This is a genomic window from Actinokineospora sp., from assembly GCF_050699995.1.
GTDB lineage: Bacteria > Actinomycetota > Actinomycetes > Mycobacteriales > Pseudonocardiaceae > Actinokineospora.
The window spans coordinates 1-20594 of the sequence record NZ_JBOHGC010000225.1; the positions used below are offsets into that span (position 1 = coordinate 1).

16 protein-coding genes are annotated in these 20594 nt (G+C 69.2%); 13 read left to right on the top strand and 3 right to left on the bottom strand.

The genetic code is table 11. The features are described 5' to 3' along the window. The 13 genes from ACRDSQ_RS12185 to ACRDSQ_RS12245 all read left to right on the top strand — a co-directional run. Positions 1–293: NADH-ubiquinone oxidoreductase-F iron-sulfur binding region domain-containing protein (locus ACRDSQ_RS12185; protein WP_431421038.1), on the top strand; the 293-nt coding region annotated here is incomplete at its 5' end. Then, positions 293–2728: an NADH-quinone oxidoreductase subunit G gene (locus ACRDSQ_RS12190; RefSeq protein WP_431421040.1), complete on the top strand. Its 2436-nt coding sequence runs from the start codon at positions 293–295 to the stop codon at positions 2726–2728. The genes ACRDSQ_RS12185 and ACRDSQ_RS12190, both read left to right, overlap by 1 nt. Next, on the top strand, positions 2725–4032 hold the full coding sequence (nuoH, locus tag ACRDSQ_RS12195) for an NADH-quinone oxidoreductase subunit NuoH (RefSeq protein WP_431421041.1): 1308 nt from the start codon (positions 2725–2727) through the stop codon (positions 4030–4032). Before ACRDSQ_RS12190 ends, nuoH begins: the two co-directional genes overlap by 4 nt. Further along, complete coding sequence (gene nuoI / locus ACRDSQ_RS12200) at positions 3998–4621, top strand: NADH-quinone oxidoreductase subunit NuoI (RefSeq protein WP_431421043.1); 624 nt, start codon at positions 3998–4000, stop codon at positions 4619–4621. Before nuoH ends, nuoI begins: the two co-directional genes overlap by 35 nt. Beyond that, on the top strand, positions 4618–5451 hold the full coding sequence (locus tag ACRDSQ_RS12205) for an NADH-quinone oxidoreductase subunit J (RefSeq protein WP_431421045.1): 834 nt from the start codon (positions 4618–4620) through the stop codon (positions 5449–5451). Before nuoI ends, ACRDSQ_RS12205 begins: the two co-directional genes overlap by 4 nt. Next, positions 5448–5747, top strand: a complete 300-nt coding sequence (gene nuoK / locus ACRDSQ_RS12210) for an NADH-quinone oxidoreductase subunit NuoK (protein ID WP_187218470.1) — start codon at positions 5448–5450, stop codon at positions 5745–5747. The genes ACRDSQ_RS12205 and nuoK overlap by 4 nt, the downstream gene beginning before the upstream one ends. A 22-nt stretch (positions 5748–5769) precedes the next feature. Next, complete coding sequence (nuoL, locus tag ACRDSQ_RS12215; protein ID WP_431421046.1) at positions 5770–7734, top strand: NADH-quinone oxidoreductase subunit L; 1965 nt, start codon at positions 5770–5772, stop codon at positions 7732–7734. Then, positions 7731–9380, top strand: coding sequence for an NADH-quinone oxidoreductase subunit M (locus ACRDSQ_RS12220; RefSeq protein ID WP_431421048.1), 1650 nt, complete (start codon positions 7731–7733; stop codon positions 9378–9380). Before nuoL ends, ACRDSQ_RS12220 begins: the two co-directional genes overlap by 4 nt. Further along, the gene (gene nuoN, locus ACRDSQ_RS12225) at positions 9380–10963 is read left to right on the top strand and encodes an NADH-quinone oxidoreductase subunit NuoN (protein ID WP_431421049.1); all 1584 of its coding nucleotides are present in this window, start codon (positions 9380–9382) and stop codon (positions 10961–10963) included. The genes ACRDSQ_RS12220 and nuoN overlap by 1 nt, the downstream gene beginning before the upstream one ends. Before the next feature lie 201 nt (positions 10964–11164). Next, a complete protein-coding gene (locus ACRDSQ_RS12230) occupies positions 11165–12181 on the top strand; it encodes a polyprenyl synthetase family protein (protein WP_431421051.1) in 1017 nt (338 codons plus the stop codon). Positions 12182–12326: 145 nt separating this feature from the next. Continuing rightward, the gene (locus ACRDSQ_RS12235) at positions 12327–13967 is read left to right on the top strand and encodes a hypothetical protein (RefSeq protein WP_431421052.1); all 1641 of its coding nucleotides are present in this window, start codon (positions 12327–12329) and stop codon (positions 13965–13967) included. Between the two features lie 243 nt (positions 13968–14210). Continuing rightward, positions 14211–15275, top strand: coding sequence for an OmpA family protein (locus tag ACRDSQ_RS12240; protein WP_431421059.1), 1065 nt, complete (start codon positions 14211–14213; stop codon positions 15273–15275). A 12-nt stretch (positions 15276–15287) separates the two neighbouring features. Continuing rightward, complete coding sequence (locus tag ACRDSQ_RS12245; RefSeq protein WP_431421054.1) at positions 15288–16754, top strand: hypothetical protein; 1467 nt, start codon at positions 15288–15290, stop codon at positions 16752–16754. 71 nt (positions 16755–16825) lie between these two features. Here the strand turns inward: ACRDSQ_RS12245 and ACRDSQ_RS12250 are convergent, their stop codons facing one another. The 3 genes from ACRDSQ_RS12250 to ACRDSQ_RS12260 all read right to left on the bottom strand — a co-directional run. Next, on the bottom strand, positions 16826–17884 hold the full coding sequence (locus ACRDSQ_RS12250) for a 2-oxoacid:ferredoxin oxidoreductase subunit beta (RefSeq protein WP_431421056.1): 1059 nt from the start codon (positions 17882–17884) through the stop codon (positions 16826–16828). Continuing rightward, positions 17881–19794: a 2-oxoacid:acceptor oxidoreductase subunit alpha gene (locus ACRDSQ_RS12255; RefSeq protein ID WP_431421057.1), complete on the bottom strand. Its 1914-nt coding sequence runs from the start codon at positions 19792–19794 to the stop codon at positions 17881–17883. Before ACRDSQ_RS12255 ends, ACRDSQ_RS12250 begins: the two co-directional genes overlap by 4 nt. 315 nt (positions 19795–20109) lie before the next feature. Then, the coding region (locus ACRDSQ_RS12260) for an enoyl-CoA hydratase-related protein (RefSeq protein WP_431421058.1) at positions 20110–20594 on the bottom strand (485 nt) is incomplete at its 5' end.

Consider the following 20594-nt stretch of genomic DNA (forward strand, 5'->3'; position numbering starts at 1 on the left):
CGTGCCGCGAGGGCACGTGGTGGCTGGTGCAGGTGCTCGCCCGGCTCGAGAAGGGGCAGGGCACCGAGGGCGACCTCGACCAGCTGCTCGACCAGTGCGACAACATCCTGGGCCGCTCGTTCTGCGCCCTCGGTGACGGCGCGACGAGCCCGATCTCGAGCTCGATCCAGCACTTCCGCGACGAGTACCTCGCGCACCTGACCCACGGCGGCTGCCCGTTCGACCCGGGCGCGTCGGCCATCATCCCCGTCGGCGCCATCCCCGTAGAAACCAGAGCGGGAGCGAAGCTCTGATGACCGCCACAACAGATGCCACGACTACCGGCGCCGAGGTCGAGCAGCGCGAAGACCTGGTGACCCTGACGATCGACGGGATCGAGGTCCAGGTGCCGAAGGGCTCGCTCGTCATCCGGGCGGCCGAGCTGCTCGGCATCCAGATCCCGCGGTTCTGCGACCACCCGCTGCTCGACCCGGTCGGCGCCTGCCGGCAGTGCCTGGTGGACGTGGAGGGCCAGCGCAAGCCGGTCGCCTCGTGCACCACGCACGTCACCGACGGTATGGCCGTCAAGACGCAGCTGACCTCGGCGGTCGCCGACAAGGCGCAGCAGGGCGTGATGGAGCTGCTGCTCATCAACCACCCGCTCGACTGCCCGATCTGCGACAAGGGCGGCGAATGCCCCCTGCAGAACCAGGCCATGTCGAACGGCCGCACGGACTCGCGCTTCGTCGAGACCAAACGGACCTTTCCCAAGCCGCTGCCGATCAGCACCCAGGTGCTGCTCGACCGCGAACGCTGCGTGCTCTGCCAGCGCTGCACCCGGTTCTCCGCGCAGATCGCCGGCGACCCGTTCATCGAACTCCTCGAACGCGGCGCCCAACAGCAGATCGGCATCGCCGAGGAAAAGCCCTTCCAGAGCTACTTCTCCGGCAACACCATCCAGATCTGCCCGGTCGGCGCCCTGACCAGCGCCGCGTACCGGTTCCGCTCCCGCCCCTTCGACCTGGTCTCCACCCCAAGCGTGTGCGAGCACTGCTCCTCCGGCTGCGCCGAGCGCACGGACTGGCGGCGCGGCAAGGTCATGCGCAAACTCGCGGGCGACGACCCCGAGGTCAACGAAGAGTGGATCTGCGACAAAGGCCGCTTCGCCTTCCGCTACGCCACCGCGACCGACCGGATCACCCGGCCGCTCGTGCGCGACGCGAAGACCGGCGACCTGGTCGAGACGAGCTGGACCGACGCGCTGCAGACCGCGGCCGAAGGCCTGGCGAAGGCGCGTGACGGCAAGGGCGCGGCGGTGCTCGCAGGCGGTCGGCTGACCGTCGAAGACGCCTACGCGTACGCCAAGTTCGCCCGCATCGCCCTGCACACCAACGACATCGACTTCCGCGCCCGCCCCCACTCGACCGAGGAACTCGACTTCCTCGCGTCCACAGTGGTCGGCACGACACCGGAAACCGGTGTCACCTTCAAGGGCATCGAGTCCGCGCCCGCGGTCCTCTGCGTCGCGTTCGAGCCGGAAGAGGAAGCGCCGATCGTGTTCCTGCGGCTGCGCAAAGCGGCCCGCAAGAACAAGACCAAGGTGTTCCACGTCGGACAGTGGACGAGCCCCAGCGTCGAGAAGACCCAGGGCACCCTGCTGGCCTGCAAGCCCGGCGCCGAGCCGACCGCGCTCGACGGGCTGGCCACGCACGCCCCGGACGTCACGGAGGCCCTCGGCACTGACGGCGCGGTGATCCTGGTCGGCGAACGTGCCGCGCAGGTCCCCGGCCTGTTGAGCGCCGTGCTGCGGCTGGCGAACTCCACCGGAGCCAAGGTCGCGTGGATCCCGCGCCGCGCCGGCGAACGCGGAGCACTCGACGCGGGCGCCGCGCCGACGCTGCTGCCCGGCGGCCGCCTCGTCACCGACGTCTCCGCCCGAGTCGACGTCGAGCAGGCGTGGGGCCTCAAGCCCGGCTCGCTGCCCGCCGCCCCCGGCCGCGACACCGACGGCATCCTCGCCGCCGCCGCGGACGGCCGCCTCGACGGCCTCGTCGTCGGCGGTGTCGACCCGTTCGACCTGACCGACCCGGCGCTCGCCGAGCGGGCGCTGACCGCCGCCGGCTTCGTCGTCAGCCTGGAACTGCGGCACAGCGCGGTCACCGCGCACGCCGACGTGGTGCTGCCGATCGCCCCGGCGGTAGAGAAATCCGGCAGCTACCTCAACTGGGAGGGACGCCGCCGCGAGTTCTCCAACACCCTCGAAGGCACCGGCGCCATGCCCGACGGCCGGGTCCTCGACTCGCTCGCCGTGGAGATGGACGTCGACCTGTTCACCCAGACCCCGGCCGCCGCCGCGGCCGACCTGGCCCGGCTCCCGGTCGTGCCCCGCACGGCCACCGCACCGGACGTGTCGGCGACCGCCGCGACGAACGGCGCGATCGTGCTGGCGACCTGGCGGATGCTGCTGGACAACGGGTCGATGCAGGACGACGAGCCGAACCTGGCGGGCACCGCCCGACCCGTGTTCGCCCGCCTGTCCCTCAAGACCGCCACGGATCTCGGTATCGCTGTGACCGGCACCGCCAAGGTCGCCACCGACCGCGGCGCGATCACCGTGCCGGTCCAGGTCGCCGACCTGCCCGACGGCGTGGTCTGGCTGCCGGGCAACTCCGGCGACTCGGCCACCCGCCGGGTCCTGGGCGCGGGCCACGGCTCCGTGGTGACCGTGGAACCTGGAGGCAACTCATGAACCGGGCGCAACTGCTCGCCGACGACCCGATCTGGCTCATCGCGATCAAGTGTGTGGTGCTGCTCGGCCTGGGCGCGATCGCCACCACCGCGATGATCATCCTGGAACGCAAGATCGTCGCCAGGATGCAGCAGCGCCCCGGCCCCAACCGGGTCGGCCCGAACGGCTGGTTCCAGTCCCTCGCGGACGCGATCAAGCTGCCGTTCAAGGAACAGATCATCCCGGACACGGCCGACCGGAAGGTCTACTTCCTCGCGCCGGTCATCGCGACGATCCCCGCGTTCCTGGCGTTCTCGGTGATCCCGTTCGGCCCCGAGGTCTCCATCTTCGGTGAGCGAACCGTGCTGCAGTTGGTCGACCTGCCGGTCGGCGTGCTCGTCGTGCTCGCCTGTTCGTCGATGGGCGTCTACGGCATCGTGCTCTCCGGCTGGGCCTCCGGTTCGCCGTACCCGCTGCTCGGCGGTCTCCGCTCGGCCGCGCAGGTGATCTCCTACGAGATCGCGCTCGGCCTGTCGATCGTGGCGGTGATCCTCTACACCGGGTCGCTCTCCACCGGCGACATCGTCGACGCGCAGCAGACCGGCTGGTACTTCTACCTGCTGATCCCGAGCTTCCTGATCTTCATGATCTCGATGGTCGGTGAGACCAACCGCGCTCCGTTCGACCTCCCCGAGGCCGAGTCCGAGCTGGTCGGCGGCTTCCACACCGAGTACAGCTCGATGAAGTTCGCGCTGTTCTTCCTCGCCGAGTACGTCAACATGGTCATCGTCTCCGCGATGGCGACCACGCTGTTCCTCGGCGGGTACATGGCGCCGTGGCCGCTCTCGGCCATCAACGACAACATGTTCAACACCGGCTGGTGGCCGCTGCTGTGGTTCCTCGGCAAGGTGTGGCTGTTCCTCTTCGCCTTCATCTGGCTGCGCGGCACGCTGCCCCGCATGCGCTACGACCAGTTCATGCGCCTGGGCTGGAAGATCCTGGTCCCGGCCAACCTGGTCTGGATCGTCCTGGTGGTCGCGCTGCGGGCCTTCCGCAACGAGGAGGCCATCTCCGCGCCGACGATCCTGATCGCAGGCGGGGTGGTGCTGGTGCTGCTCATCGGCCTCAGCTTCCTGCTGCCGGAGCGCAAGGTCGAGATTGACGACAACCGCGTGCCGGTCACCGGCGGCGGCTACCCGATCCCGCCGCTGGACCTGCGGGTGCCGGACAAGAACGCGAAGCCCGCCCGGGTGCGTCGCTCGCGGCGTGAGCCCGCAGCGGTCGCCGCGGGTGACAAGGAGTCAGCCGCGGTGGAGACACAGTGAGCGTCTTCGGCAACCCACGCAACGGTCACGAGGAGCTGACATGAGCGTCTTCGATCCCCTCAAGGGATTCGGGGTGACCTTCTCGACGATGTTCAAGAAGGTCGTCACCGAGGAGTACCCGGAGAACTTCCCCGGCACCGCACCGCGCTACCACGGCCGCCACCAGCTCAACCGGCACCCGGACGGCCTGGAGAAGTGCGTCGGCTGCGAGCTGTGCGCCTGGGCGTGTCCCGCCGACGCGATCTTCGTCGAGGGCGGCGACAACACCGACGACGAGCGCTACTCGCCGGGTGAGCGCTACGGCGCCGACTACCAGATCAACTACCTGCGCTGCATCGGCTGCGGCCTGTGCGTCGAGGCCTGCCCGACCCGGTCGCTGACGATGCTCAACGACTTCGAACTGGCCGACGACGACCGGCAGCGGCTGATCTACACCAAGGAGCAGCTGCTCGCGCCGCTGCTGCCGGGCATGGAGCAGCCGCCGCACCCGATGCGCCTGGGCGACAACGAGCAGGACTACTACGTCAACGCTCCGTTCCTGGCGCGCAAGCACGGCTACCCGGACCCCGTCGGGGAGGAAATCAAGTGAGCGCGACGCTCCTCGCGGTCCAGCAGACCGTGTCCACCGGTGAGGCGATCACCTTCTGGGTGCTCGGCCCGCTCGCCCTGGCGGGCGGGCTCGGCATGATCTTCGCCCGCAACGCGGTGCACTCGGCGCTGTTCCTGGTGCTGACGATGCTCAGCCTGGGCGCGCTGTACATGGTCCAGCAGGCGCCGTTCCTCGGCTTCGTGCAGATCATCGTCTACACCGGCGCGATCATGATGCTGTTCCTCTTCGTGCTGATGCTCGTCGGCCGTGACTCCTCGGACTCCGTCGTCGAGGTGTTGCGCGGCCAGCGGTTGTGGGCGGGCCTCCTCGGTGTCGGCCTCGCCGTGCTGATCGTCACCGCGCTCGCGCGGTCGCTCAACGAGGTCACGATCATCGGGCTCGCGGGCGAGCAGGCCAACGGCGGCGACGGCAACGTCGCCAACATCGGCGTCCTCATTTTCAAGGACTATCTCTTCCCCTTCGAGCTGACCTCGGCGCTGCTGATCACCGCCGCTGTCGGCGCGATGATCCTGGGCTACGTCGACCGGCACCAGAAGGGCCGCAAGACGCAGAAGGAACTGGTCGAGGCCCGCTTCCGCGGCGAGCACGACCGGCCGTCGCCGCTGCCTGGCCCCGGTGTGTTCGCCACGGCGAACTCGGTGGCCACACCGGCCCTGCTGCCCGACGGCTCGGTCGCCCCGGAGTCGCTCTCGCGGCTCATCGAGGCCACCGCGTCGCAGAAGCTCGACCACGAGCGCAAGGCCGTCGCGGGCACGCTGCCCGAGCCCGACGCGCGCGCGCTCGCCCCCGGTAAGGAGGACGGGTCGTGACGCCGACCTATTACCTGCTTCTTTCGGCGCTGCTGTTCACCATCGGCGCGGTCGGCGTCCTGGTGCGCCGCAACGCCATCGTCGTGTTCATGTGCATCGAGCTGATGCTCAACGCCGTGAACCTGACCTTGGTGACGTTCGCCCGGATCAACGGCGACTTGTCCGGCCAGGTGATGGCGTTCTTCGTGATGGTCGTGGCCGCCGCCGAGGTGGTGGTGGGTCTGGCGATCATCATGTCGATCTTCCGCACCCGCCGCACCGCCTCGGTCGACGACTCCAACCTGCTGAAGTACTAAGGGAGACTCGGTGTCGGGAAAGATGAGCCTCGCTACTGGGGGGCTAGACACAGCGGTACAGCAAGCCAGTGGCGCGGCCGGCGCGGCTTGGCTGCTGCTCCTGCTGCCCGCGTTCGGCGCGGCCGTGCTGCTGCTCGGCGGTCGCCGCACCGACAAGTGGGGCCACCTGCTCGGCAGCGCCACCGTGATCGCGGCTTTCGCCTACGGCCTGGTCCTCTTCTTCGGCAGCACCTCGCTGGCCGCCGACGACCGGCTGCAGGACCTGAACCTATTCGAGTGGATCAACGTCGGCGCGCTGCAGATCGACTTCGGGCTGCGCCTCGACCCGCTGTCGCTGACCTTCGTGCTGCTGATCACCGGTGTGGGCTCGCTGATCCACATCTACTCGATCGGCTACATGCATGATGACGCCGGTCGACGTCGTTTTTTTGGATACCTGAACTTGTTCATCGCGGCGATGCTGCTGCTGGTCCTGGGCAACTCGTTCGTGACGCTCTACTTCGGCTGGGAGGGCGTCGGTCTCGCCTCCTACCTGCTCATCGGCTGGTACCAGGGCAAGGACTTCGCGGCCACGGCGGCGAAGAAGGCGTTCATCATGAACCGGGTCGGCGATGTCGGCCTGGCCCTGGCGATCTTCCTGATGTTCAAGACCATGGGCAGCACCCAGTTCGACGTGGTGTTCGACAAGATCGGCGAGCAGTCCACCGCGACCGTTGTCGCGATCGGCCTGCTGCTCCTGCTCGGCGCCTGCGGCAAGTCCGGCCAGTTCCCGCTGCAAGCCTGGCTTCCGGACGCGATGGCGGGCCCGACCCCGGTCTCGGCCCTGATCCACGCGGCGACCATGGTGACCGCGGGCGTGTACCTGATCGCCCGCTCCAGCCCGATCTACTCGCTGCCGCAGGCCGCGGACGCGCGCTTCGCGGTGATGATCGTCGGTGCGCTCACGCTGCTCATCGGTTGCGTCATCGGTTGCGCGTACGACGACTTCAAGAAGGTCCTCGCGTACTCCACGGTCAGCCAGATCGGCTACATGATCCTGGCTGTGGGCCTCGGCCCGGCCGGGTACGCGCTGGGCATCATGCACCTGCTCACCCACGGCTTCTTCAAGGCCGGGCTGTTCCTCGGGGCCGGGTCGGTCATGCACGGCATGAACGACGAAGGCGACATCCGCCGCATGGGCGGGCTGGCGCGCAAGATGCCGGTCACCTTCATCACCTGGACCCTCGGCTACCTCGCGCTCATCGGCTTCCCGTTCCTGTCCGGCTACTTCTCCAAGGACGCGATCATCGCGGCGGCCTTCGGTGAAGCGGGCTGGCGCGGCTGGGTCTTCGGCGGCGTGGCGCTCCTCGGCGCCGGGATCACCGCGTTCTACATGACGCGCCTGCTGATCCTGGTGTTCCTCGGCAAGCCGCGCTACGAGAACCTGAAGTCCGAGGACGGCCGGGACTACCACCCGCACGAGTCGCCGTCGACCATGACGATCCCCATGATCGTGCTGGCCGTCGGCTCGATCGGCGCGGGCGCGTTCCTCGCCCTCGGCGACCGGCTCGCGGGCTGGCTCGATCCGGCTGTCGGGGCGACGCTCGCGACGCACGGCCCGCTGTCGCACGGTCTGATCGCGGTCCTCACGGTGGCACTGTCCTTCCTTGGCGCGCTGATCGCGTACCTGATCTTCGGCCGCCGCGAGCAGCCGGTCACCCGGCCGATGCGGGTCTCGTTCCCGATCCGCGCCGCGCGCGCCGAGCTGTACGGCAACCACCTCAACGAGGCGCTGTTCGGCAGGCCGGGTATCTGGCTCACCCGGGCGCTGGTCTTCGTCGACAACCGGGGCGTGGACGGCATGGTCAACGGTCTCGCGGCGGGTCTGGGCGGTAGCTCGGGCCGCCTGCGGCGCACCCAGACCGGTTTCGTCCGCTCCTACGCGCTATCCATGCTCGGAGGATCGATCCTGGTGATCGCAGCGTTTTTGATGGTGAGGTTCGCATGACCCCCACAGTGTCCGGAGACGGCTCCTGGGTGATGGCTGTCCTGCTCCTGCTGCCGCTGGTCGGCGCGGGCGTGGTGATGGCTCTCCGCGGCAACGCGAAACTGGCCAAGCAGGCCGCGCTCGCCTTCTCCCTCGGCGAGTTGGCCATGGCCGCCTGCGCCTGGGGCAAGTTCGAGGCGAGCGGGGCCCGGCTGCAGCAGTCGTTCTCGTTCGACTGGATCCCGTCCTTCGGCGTGCACATCTCCTTCGGCGTCGACGGCATCGCGCTCGTCATGATCGCGACCATCGCGGTCCTGACGCCGATCGTGATCGGCGCGGGCTGGGCCGACAAGCTGCCCGAGGGCCGCACGGCGGGTGGGTTCTTCGCGCTGATCCTGATGGAGCAGGCACTCACCATCGGCGTGTTCGCCGCGACCGACGTGTTCCTGTTCTACGTCCTCTTCGAGCTCATGCTGATCCCGATGTACTTCCTCATCGGCTCCTACGGCGGCGCCCGCAGGCAGTACGCGGCGGTGAAGTTCTTCCTGTACTCGTTCCTCGGCGGCCTGATCATGCTGGCCTCCGTGATCGCCTGCTACGTCATGGCGGACGACGAACTGGGCCAGGGCACCTTCGATTGGCAGACCCTCGTCGGGGTCGTCTCCGACGCGCCGCTGAGCACGCAGATCTGGCTGTTCCTCGGGTTCTTCGCCGCGTTCGCCTTCAAGGCGCCGCTCGTGCCGTTCCACACCTGGCTGCCCGACGCCACCGCGGAGGCGCCCATCGTCGTCGCCGTGCTGCTCGTCGGCGTGCTCGACAAGGTCGGCACCTTCGGCTTCCTGCGCTACCTGCTGCCGATGTTCCCCGACGCCGGCAAGGAACTCGCGCCGTGGGTGCTGGTCCTGGCCATCGCGGGCATCGTCTACGGCTCGCTGCTGGCCACCGGGCAGACCGACATGAAGCGCTTCGTCGCCTACGTCTCGATCGCCCACTTCGGCTTCATCGCGCTGGGCATCTTCGCGTTCAGCTCGCAGGCCATGGCAGGCTCGGTCACCTACATGGTCAACCACAGCATCGCCACGGGGATGCTGATCCTGGTGATCGGCATGGTGGTCAGCCGCGGCGGCTCGACCCGCATCGCCGACTACGGCGGCATGTCGAAGCTGACCCCCATGCTGGCGGGCGTGTTCCTGATCGCCGGTCTGAGCACGCTGTCGCTGCCGGGCACGAACTCCTTCATCAGCGAGTTCCTGGTCCTCATCGGCTCGTTCCCGAACCGGCCGGTGTTCACCATCATCGCCACCGTCGGCATGGTCTTGGCCGCGATCTACGTGCTGTGGCTCTACCAGCGGATCATGACCGGCCCGCTGCGCGGCAACGCGCTGATCGGCCAGGAACCGCCCATCGACGCACCCGTCGACGCGACAACCGGCGGGCCGGGCGCGGTGAAGGTCCAACTCGAACCGGACGTCAGCGCGCACAAGGCGATCTTCGACCTGAACGGCCGGGAGAAGCTGGTGCTCGCACCGCTGCTCCTGCTGATCATCGGCCTGGGTGTGTACCCGAAGCCGATTCTCGACGTCGTGACTCCCACCGTGGACGCCACGATGTGTGAAGCGGCCCTGGTCGACCCGGTTCCCGCAGAGAGGCAACTGCAGTGTCAGTGATGTCTACGGTCCTGCTGCTCGCCCAGGACCAGCCGTTGCCACCCGCCCCCAAGGTGGAGGCCCCGCCGCTCACCGCGATCTGGCCGATCCTGATCGTGCTCGGCGCGGCCTGTGTGGGTGTGCTCTTCGAGGCGTTCCTGCCCCGCCACCAGCGTTGGCCCGCGCAGGTCGTGCTCACGCTGCTGACGCTGGCAGGCGCGGGCGTGTCCCTGGCGCTGTACCTGACGGACGCGCCCGCGGCCGGTGAGCTGGCCATGTTCGGCACGCTCGCCGTCGACCGGCCTGCCCTGTTCCTCTGGGGCACACTGCTGGCGCTGTCGTTCGGCGCGGTGCTGATGATCGCCGACCGGTCCGTCGAGCCAGGCGGCGCGTTCGTCGCCAGCGCCGCGATCCGACCCGGCACCCTGCAGGACCGCGCGCAGGTGGCGTCCACCGGCATGCAGACCGAGGTCTTCCCGCTGACGCTGTTCGCGCTCGGCGGCATGATGATCTTCTGCTCGGCCAACGACCTGCTGACGATGTTCATCGCGCTGGAAGTGCTGTCGCTGCCGCTGTACCTGATGTGCGGCCTCGCGCGGCGCCGCCGCCTGCTCTCGCAGGAAGCGGCGGTCAAGTACTTCCTGCTCGGCGCGTTCGCGTCGGCGTTCTTCCTCTACGGCCTGGCCCTGCTCTACGGCTACGCGGGTTCTGTCCGGCTGGCCGATATCGCGGGCGCCGCGGCGGGCACCGACCGCTCCGACACCCTGCTGTTCGCCGGCATGGCGCTGCTGATCGTCGGCCTGCTGTTCAAGGCCTCCGTCGGTCCGTTCCACACCTGGACTCCGGACGTCTACCAGGGCGCGCCGACCCCGGTCACCGCGTTCATGGCCGCCTGCACCAAGGTCGCCGCGTTCGGCGGCATCCTGCGCGTCCTGCAGGTCGCGTTCGAGGCCACCAGTTGGGAATGGCGCAGCGTCCTCTGGGGCGTCGCCATCGTCTCGATGATCATCGGCGCGGTCCTCGGCCTCACCCAGACCGACGTCAAGCGGATGATCGCGTACTCCTCCGTCGCCCACGCGGGCTTCCTGCTCGTCGGCGCCATCGCGCTGACCGAGAAGGGCCTGTCGGCCACGCTGTTCTACCTGCTGACCTACGGCTTCACCACGCTGGCCGCGTTCGGCGTGATCAGCCTGGTCCGCGACTCCTCGGGCGAGGCCACGCACCTGTCGCAGTGGGCGGGCCTGGCGAAGCGCTCGCCGCTGGTGGCGGGCGTGTTCACCTTCATCCTGCTCGCGCTCGCCGGTATCCCGCTGACCAGCGGGTTCGTCGGCAAGTTCGTCGTGTTCGAGGCCGCCCTGGCCGACGGCATGGCCCCGCTGGTGGTCATCGCCCTGATCGCCTCGGCGGTCGCGGCGTTCTTCTACCTGCGGGTGATCGTGCTGATGTACTTCAGCGAGCCCGCCGCGGACGGCCCCACCGTGACGGTCCCGGGCGCGTTCACCACGGCCGCCATCACCCTCGGCGTCCTGGTGACCCTGCTGCTCGGCATCGCCCCAGCCTTCGCCCTCGACTGGGCCGCGGGCGGAGCGTTCGCCATCCGCTAGACCGTTTCCGAGAACGGGCCCCGGTGCATCGCGCCGGGGCCCGTTTCTCATCCGCCCAGCTTCGCCGGAAGTTCCGAGTCCATGAATCGGGACAACTACTCAGGCGGGAACGTTGCGTGGGTCACGTCCATTGCCCGACGGCCGGGTTCAACCGCCAAGTAGGCTCATTTTCACCAACCACGCTGATCAGGAGCGCCGCGAGTGACTGACACCGAGAACTCGGCCATTTCCGAGGTGCCCGCGTCGCTGGGGCTCGACAACGCCGACCCGGCGCTCGTCGAGGCCGTCGTCACCGGGCTGGCGACGGTCGAGGAGTTGCTGCGTTCCGTCGTGCGCAGCGACGTCGACTTCGTCGACCAGGCCGCGCTGCACCTGGTGAAGGCGGGCGGCAAGCGTTTTCGGCCGCTGTTCACGCTGCTGAGCGCCCAGTTCAACGACGGCAACACCGAGCAGGTCATCGCCGCCGCAGCCGCGGTGGAGCTGGTCCACCTGGCCACGCTGTACCACGACGACGTCATGGACGAGGCCACCATGCGCCGCGGCGACGCGAGCGCCAACGCCCGGTGGGACAACTCGATCGCCATCCTGACCGGCGACTTCCTCTTCGCCCACGCCTCGATGCTCGTCGCCGACCTCGGCCCGTCCGCGACCCGGATCATCGCCGAGACCATGCGCGAACTCGTCACCGGCCAGATGCGGGAGACCGTCGGCCCCCGCGACAGCGACCCGATCGAGCACTACCTGTCGGTCATCGGCCAGAAGACCGGCTCCCTGATCGCCACCGCGGGCCGCTACGGCGCGATGTTCTCCGGGGCCACCCCCGAGCAGACCGAGGCGCTGTTCAAGTACGGCGAGATCATCGGCGCCGCGTTCCAGCTCTCCGACGACGTCATCGACATCGCCTCACCCGCGGCCGAGTCGGGCAAGACCCCCGGAACCGACCTGCGCGAAGGCGTGCTGACACTCCCGATGCTCTACGCGATCGCCGGCGGCGGCGACTCCCGGCTCACCGAGCTGCTCAGCGGCCCGATCACCGACGACGACGACGTCGAGGACGCCCTCACCCGGCTGCGGAAGTCGCCCGGACTGGAGCGCGCGCGCAAGACGCTCGACGAGTACGCAATTTCGGCGCAGAACGAATTGGCGACGCTTCCGGAATGCCCGGCACGCGAGGCATTGGATCTGCTGACACGTTATGTAGTCGCCCGTACCCGATAAGACACAGCCGGCGACGCGAAACTGTGATGTGTCCGGGAAATCCCGGGGAGCTTCCCTGTCGAGAACTCGACCGCAGTAGCCTCCTCTAGGCTCGAACAACGGTCTTACGCGCCGCGACGGCGCGGCCGGGAGGGAGAAGTGGCAGATGCCGTTCTTCGGTCAGGTGTGGGTATGGAGCCTCGCCGGATTCCTGGTCGGCGCGCTGCTGTGCTGGATCCTGATCGCGAACCCGGCCCGCAAGCGCGTCGCCGATTTGCAGAACAGGCTCGCCGCTTCCCGCAGGCGTGAGGCCCAGGCGCCCGCGGATGACTATGCGACGTCGTACGCCGACCCTTTGCCGCGTTCCACGGACTTCGGCGACGATTACGAATCGCACGAGTTCCGGTCGGCGCCGGCCCTCGTTCCCGGCTTCGAGTCCCACGAGCGCGGCGATTACCGCGACAGTTTCGCGCCGCTCGACCAGCGTGACGAGCACGACGAGCACGACGAGCACGGTGACCGTGACGAGCACGACGAGCGCGATGGCCAGGACAGCCGCCGCAGCGACAGCGGCGAGTTCGACCAGGCCCTGTTCGCCGCCGAGCACGCCCGCCTCGACACCCAGGACGACTACGACGCCGGGCAGGACCGCGCCGACGATGTGCACGACGAGCGGCACGACGAGTACGACCGGCAGGACGAGTACGACCGGCAGGACGAGTACGACCGGCAGGACGAGTACGACCGCGCCGAAGACGAGCAGGACGACGCCGACGAGCGCGGCGCGCTGCGCTTGGGCGCGGTCGAGGAGACCCGGCACGCCGGGTCGCTGCTCGGCGAGGCCGTCGCGACGACCCAGTACATCCCGGCCGACCGGGTGGCGGAGCTGAACGAGGGTTCCCCGGAGTGGTTCGCCGGGCAGCAGCCCGAGACCGCCGACGAACACCTTGTCGACGACCTGGCCGAAGCCGAGGCCGAGGTCGCCCGCCGTCGCGCGGACGACCGGTCCGACACCGGCGGCGGCACGATCTTCACCCAGCACACCACCCCGATCCCCGCCGAGTTGATCCGCCGGATCGACGCCGAAGGCGAGCAGGACGACACCGACGACGCTCTCATCGACGATCTCGATGAAGAGCAGGAGGAACAGGCCGCACCGGACCGGACCGAGGTCGTCCCGGCGCCCGCGGCGTCGATCGACGCCGCGACCCAGTTCGTCCGTCCCGTGCCGCAGGCCCCCGCCGTCGAGCCGGAACCACTGCCCGCGCCGCCAGTCGCGCAGCCAGTGGCCGCGACCGAGCCCGCGGAGGAACCGAACTTGGCGTACGGAGAGGTGCGCGTCACCACCACGACCAGCGCGCTGCCCAAGCGCATCCCGGCCAAGCCACAGGGCCGGATCCCGTTCGGCATCCAGCCCGCGGCGCCCGCGCCCGCCACCCCGGCGACCGCGACGGCGGCCGCCGCCGAGGCCGAGCGCTCGCTGTTCGAGCCCATCCGCCCCGCGGACGAGACCGTCGCGGCGACGTCGGTCCTGCCTGAGAGCCGCCCGCGGCGCTCGCGCACCGCGTTGAAGCCCGCGCCGATGGGCGGGGTCGACCCGTTCGTCCCGCCGGGCCCGTTCGGCCCGGGATCGGCGATGCCGTTGCCCGGTGGGGAATCCCCGTCGAGCGACTACGTCATCAAGGCGAGTGTCACCGCGCTTCGGTATTGCTCACCCGAGTCGCCGAAGTTCGATCGGACGATCGCCGAGGTGTGGTTCCGGTCGGTCGCCGACGCCGAGCGCGTGGGGTTCCGGCCGCTCGCTTGACGCCGGGGAGTCAGCCGTTCACTCCAAGTGGCGGCTCTGTTGCGGGAATGATAAAAGACACCGTGCGCTTTTCGGAGTGCTAGAGGTCGTCCAAATGGGCGACCGGAGGTGTTTGTCCCGTTCGGAGCGGCCATGCCAGGTTCCGGTTCAGATTCCCTTCAACCAGGCGAAACGCTGATTCGTCGCACGAAAACCACGACCTACGATCGACGCGGCGGAATTCTGCCCTGGCTGTTGGGCCTGGTGCTGATCCCGGCCCTGCTCGCGCTGCTGGCCACCGTGACACCATTGGGCCGACGCGACGGCGTCGAGTCCGACCTCGCGCTCAAGTCGCGCAATGCCCTTGCGGCGGAGGGAATCTCCGGAGCCGACATCCGGATGGACGGCGTCGTCGCCAACGTCTCGGGTGTCCCAGCCGGACAGCTCGACGCCGCCCGCAACGCGGTCGAGTCGGTCGACGGCGTCTGGTCGGCGGACGTCGCGGGTGGGCCCGCGGGCGACGACGACGGCGCGAACTCCAATGACCCCAACGCTTCCGGCGTGCCGTCGGCTTCGGCGAACCCGGTGCCACCCGCGCCGAGTGTGCCGCTGACGGCCGACCTCAAGGACGGCTCGGTGGTGCTGGGCGGCAGCGTTCCCGATGAGGCCGCCCGCGCCGCGCTCATCGCGTCCGCCACCCAGGCCGCGGGTGGGCGTCCCGTCGTCGACCGGCTCACCGTGTCACCGGGCGCCACCCTGCCCGCGCCCGCCGCCGAACTCGGCAAGGCTGTCGCGGTCCTGGGAACCGCCCCCGGCGACCGGGGACTGAGCTGGGACGGCGACACCGTCACGCTGTCGGGTTCGGTGCCCACCGAGCAGGACAAGGCGGCGGCCGCACAGGCCGCGGCCGCGTTCGCGCCGGGCGTGCAGGTCGACGACAAGCTGACCGTGGCCGCCCCGGCGGTCGACAAAGCGGCTGTGCAGCAGCAGATCAACGCCCTGATCGCCGCCCAGCCGATCACTTTCCAGCCCAACACGGCCACGCTCACCCCCGCCGGGGAGAACACGGTGCAGCAGATCGCACCGCTGCTCAAGGACGCGTCCATCGAGGTCGGCGGCCACATCGCCGACGCCCCCGGCAATGACAGCGTCGACGGGCAGCAGCTCAGCGACCAGCGCGCCGCCACTGTCCAATCGCGACTCGCGCAGCTCGGGGTCGCCTCGGACCGCATCACCGCCAAGGGCTACGGCAGTGCCAAGCCCATGGCGCCCAACAACACCGCAGCAGGCCAGGCGGCCAACCGCCGGGTCGAAATCGTCGTCCTTTAGGAGAACCAGACCATGAAATATCTCTTCGGGCAGGTGTGGCTCTGGTTGCTGCTGTCCTTCCTGCTGGGTGCGCTTTTCACCTGGCTGGTTCAGCGGTTCTTCCGCAAGCCCAAGGTCGAGGTGACCGAGGAACGCATCGGTGGCCCCGCCGTCAAGGAAAGCGACCGCAAAGCCAAGGACGCCGCGGGCAAGGACGCCGCGGGCAAGGACAAAGTGAGCGCCTCAGCGCGGCCACGTGCCTCCGCGCTGGGCGCCCTCGACGACGATGAACGCACCGGAACCCTGCGGGCGGACGACACCCCGGGCGACGACACGCCGACCGGCCGCATCCCGGTCCAGACGCTCGACGACACGGTCCGCTCCGGCACGCTGACGGGCTCACTCGACGACGAGCCCAAGTCCGACCCGGCGAAGGGCAAGAGCAAGGACAAGGCCAAGCACAAGCTCGCCGACGACCACGACTCGGCCAAGACGGAGTGGATGGCCGCGCCGCCGCCCTCGATGGAGGAAGGCAACCGCGACACCCTCCCCGCCAAGTCCGACGACGAAGCCGTCAGCGACGTGAACGTGAGCGGCACCGTGACCAGCGGCGCGGCCGCCACGGGTGTGGCCACGGGCTCGGGTGCCGATGGTCTCGCGGGCACGGGGCCGGTTTCCGACACCGATTCCGATGTGGACTCCGACTCGGACTCTGAGTCGGGTTCGGGCAAGGGCACGCCGATGTTCGCCACCTCGGCGGTCACCGAGGCGCCCGCGGCCACCGACGAGCCGTACGGCCCTGGTTCGGCGCGTCCCGGCCCCGGCGGGGCGTCCCCGTCGCCCGAGTACACGATCAAGGGCAACGCGGACTCGATGCTGTTCCACACCACCGACTCCCCGTACTACGGCCGCACCAAGGCGGAGGTCTGGTTCAAGACCGCGGCCGACGCCGAGCGGGCGGGCTTCGCCCCGTGGACCCGGTCGAAGCGTGAGGTGCAGGCGGCCGTGGCCAAGCCGACGTGGGAGGCGGGCGAGTACGCCGGTTCGGCCAAGCCGAAGGCCGACGGCACCCCGCCCACCGACGAGTTCAAGGTCAAGGGCAACGTCGACTCCATGCTGTTCCACACCGAGGAGTCGGCGTTCTACTCGGTGACCAAGGCGGAGGTCTGGTTCCGCGACGCCGACGAGGCTGAGGCGGCGGGCTTCCGGCCCTGGAACCGGGTCGGCGGCGCTGAACGGGGTCAGACGGAGATTCCCCAGCAGGCGGTGGCTCGGGTTCCTGAGGGGCCGTTCGGGCCGAACTCGGCGAACCCGAAGGCCGACGGGTCGGCGCCGTCGGACGAGTTCACCATCAAGGGGAACGCGGACTCGATGCTGTTCCACACCACTGAGTCGCCGTACTATCCGCGGACTCGGGCTGAGGTGTGGTTCAAGTCGGCGGCGGACGCGGAGCAGGCTGGTTTCACGGCCTGGAACAAGCGGCGCAGCGAGAAGATCTAGTAGAGCCACAGTAGGAGCGAAGGGCCGTTACCCCGTGGGGTAGCGGCCCTTCGCGCTGTCTTCTCGCTACATCAAGGTGCGATCGTCCAGGTGTCCTTGCCGTGCAGCAGGCTCCGCAGGTCTGCGGGCTTGCTCTCCACAGCCTGCGCCACCTGCGCCCGCGCCAGATCGTCGTACGTGTCCCGACGAACCGACCGGAAAACGCCCGTGATCGTGTGGCTGAGGTCCTGAGTGGACAGGCGCGACAGGGCGAAGGCGTAGGACGGGTCCTCGATGTGGGCGTCGTGGACCACCAGGGCTTCCTCGCCGACCTCGCTGACCTTCGCCACCTCAAGCGACCCGAAGCCCGACCGGACCACGCCGTACTCGCCCTCGGCGCCGAAGCGGATGGGCTTGCCGTGTTCCAGGTTGATCAGGCGCTGTTCGGCCTCGCCCGGCTCCTTCAGGACGTCGAACGCGCCGTCGTTGAAGATGGGGCAGTTCTGGTAGATCTCGACCAGTGCCGAGCCTCGGTGTTCCGCCGCCTGCCGCAGCACGTCGGTGAGCCCTGCCTTGTCGGAGTCCAGTGCGCGGCCGACGAACGTGGCCTCGGCGCCCAGGGCCAGCGACACCGGGTTGAACGGGTGGTCCAGCGAGCCCATGGGGGTGGACTTGGTGACCTTGCCCGGCTCGGACGTCGGCGAGTACTGGCCCTTGGTGAGGCCGTAGATCCGGTTGTTGAACAGCAGGATCTTCAGGTTCACGTTGCGGCGCAGCGTGTGGATCAGGTGGTTGCCGCCGATCGACAGCGAGTCGCCGTCGCCGGTGACGACCCAGACCGACAGGTCGGGGCGCGCCGTGGCCAGGCCCGTGGCGATGGCCGGGGCGCGGCCGTGGATCGAGTGCATCCCGTAGGTGTTCATGTAGTACGGGAACCGTGAGGAGCAGCCGATGCCGGAGACGAAGACGATGTTCTCCCGCTTGAGGCCAAGCGTCGGCAGGAACGACTGCACCGCGTTGAGCACGATGTAGTCGCCGCAACCGGGGCACCAGCGGACTTCCTGGTCGGACTTGTAGTCCTTGGCCTTCTGCGGCTCGTCGGTCGTCGGCACCCCCGCGAGGCCGGGCAGCCCAAGATCAATCGCGGTCATGCGTCGACCCCTTTCACGATGTCCGTGAGGACGTTCTGGAGTTCCTCGGCCATGAACGGCAGGCCCGCGACCTTGGTGTAGCTGATCACGTCCACCAGGTACCGGCCACGAAGCAGCAACGAAAGCTGGCCGAGGTTCATTTCCGGAACGACGACCTTGTCGTAGCTCCGCAGGACCTCGCCCAGGTTGGCGGGGAACGGGTTCAGGTGCCGCAGGTGCGCCTGGGCGACCGCGTGGCCGAGCTTGCGCACCCGCCGCGCCGCCGCGCCGATCGGGCCGTAGGACGAGCCCCAGCCGATCACCAGCACCCGCGCCTTGCCGGACGGGTCGTCGACCTCGAGGTCGGGCACGTCGATGCCGTCGATCTTGGCCTGACGCGTCCGGACCATCTTGTCGTGGTTGTCCGGGTCGTAGGAGATGTTGCCGGTGCCGTCCTGCTTCTCCAGACCGCCGATGCGGTGCTGCAGACCGGCGGTGCCGGGCAGCGCCCACGCGCGGGCCAGCGTCTCCGGGTCACGCAGGTACGGCCAGAACTCGCCGGACCCGTCGGGGGCGTTGGGCTCGGTGGCGAACTCGACGGTGAGGTCGGGCAGCGTGTCGAGCTCCGGGATCAGCCACGGCTCGGAACCGTTGGCGATGGCGCCGTCCGAGAGCAGCAGCACCGGCGTGCGGTACTTCAGCGCGATCCGGGTGGCCTCGACCGCCGCGGCGAAGCAGTCCGCGGGGGACTGCGGGGCGATGATCGGGACCGGGCACTCGCCGTTGCGGCCGTACATGGCCTGCAGCAGGTCGGCCTGCTCGGTCTTCGTCGGCAGACCGGTGGACGGGCCACCGCGCTGCACGTCGACGACCAGCAGCGGCAGCTCGGTCATCACGCCGAGTCCGATGGTCTCCGACTTCAGCGCGACACCCGGGCCGGACGTCGAGGTGACACCCAGCGCGCCGCCGTAGGAGGCGCCGAGCGCGGCGCAGATGCCGGCGATCTCGTCCTCGGCCTGGAACGTGGTGATGCCGAACTGCTTGTACTTGCTCAGCTCGTGCAGGATGTCCGACGCCGGGGTGATCGGGTACGTGCCCAGCAGGACCGGCAGCTTCGACTGCACTCCGGCCGCGACGATGCCGTACGCGAGCGCGGTGTTGCCGGTGATCTGCCGGTACGTGCCCACGGGCAGCTTGGCGGGCGCGACCTGGTAGGTGACGGCGAAGGCCTCTGTGGTCTCGCCGTAGTAGAAGCCCGCGCGGAACGCCAGCACGTTGGCCTCGGCGATGTCGGGCTTGCGGGCGAACTTCTCGCGGAGGAACGCCTCGGTGCCCTCGGTCGGCCGGTGGTACATCCACGAAAGCAGACCCAGGGCGAACATGTTCTTGCAGCGCTCGGCGTCCTTCTTGCCCAAGCCGGTCTCGGCGAGCGCGCCCTGGGTGATCGTGGCCATCGCGACCTCGTGCACCTGGTAGGACGACAGCGACTCGTCTTCGAGCGGGTTCGCCGCGTAGCCGACCTTGGTCAGGTTGCGCTTGGTGAACTCGTCGGTGTTGACGATCAGCGTGCCGCCCGCGGGCAGGTCGGCGATGTTCGCCTTGAGCGCCGCCGGGTTCATCGCGACCAGGACGTCCGGCCGGTCGCCCGGGGTCAGGATGTCGTAGTCGGCGAAGTGCACCTGGAAGCTGGAGACACCGGGGATCGTGCCCTGGGGGGCGCGGATCTCGGCGGGGAAGTTGGGCATCGTCGACAGGTCGTTGCCGAACGCGGCCGCCTCTGACGTGAACCGGTCACCGGTCAGCTGCATACCGTCGCCGGAGTCGCCCGCGAACCGGATCACTACCCGGTCGAGTTTGGTGATCCCGGTCGGTCGGGAAGACCCGGCGGAGTCAGCGCCTCCGGCCACGTCGCCGTCCACACTTGTGCTCATGAACTCGCCGATCCCTCTCTCCTGAAAGCGTGCTTGGCCGTGCCGTCGCTACTTCCAAGGGTAGTCTTCCGCCCCCGGTGAAGCTGGCGTTCGATTGCTCAACCCGGCCTGGTCGCCGACCACTTCCGCCCTCCACGGTAGGCATCGGAATCGGCAGGTCCCTCGCAACGCGCTACACATCACAGTCGGGAGACTGCGATCGCGGTCCGAGTGTCCACAGGGTGGCCCGGAAACCCCAAATTTAACTGTAACTCATGGTTACAGTATCCCAGATGCCGGCGGTTCGAGTTCGCTGTGTGGTACGCCACGTAGGGTCTATGGGTTGCCGCTGATCTTGGCCCGCATCTTGGCCAGGAGCTGGGCGAACTCGGGTGTGTCCATGGACGCCACCTGGGTCAGCAGCTCGGCTTCGACGGCGTCCGCGTGCGCGTCCATCGACGCTGTCGCGCGCATCGTCCGCTTGATGGACAGCACCAGCTCCCGCGGGCCCGCCGCGGCGGGCGCCGCGAGCGCCACGGCCGCGTCCACAACGGCGTCATGGTCGCCGTCGACCGTCCGCAGGACCAGCCCGACGCGCTCCGCCTCGGCCGCGTCCGGGATCTGGCCGAACAGCGTCATCGCGGTCGCCGTCTGCGGCCCGACGATCCGCTGCAGCATCCAGGTCATGCCGCCGCCCGGGTGGATGCCCAGCTGCAGGAACCGTGCGTCGAACCGCGCCTTGGGGCCGGCCAGCCGCACGTCCGCGGCGAGCGCCAGGTTCAGCCCGGCGCCGACCGCCGCCCCACCCACCGCCGCGATCG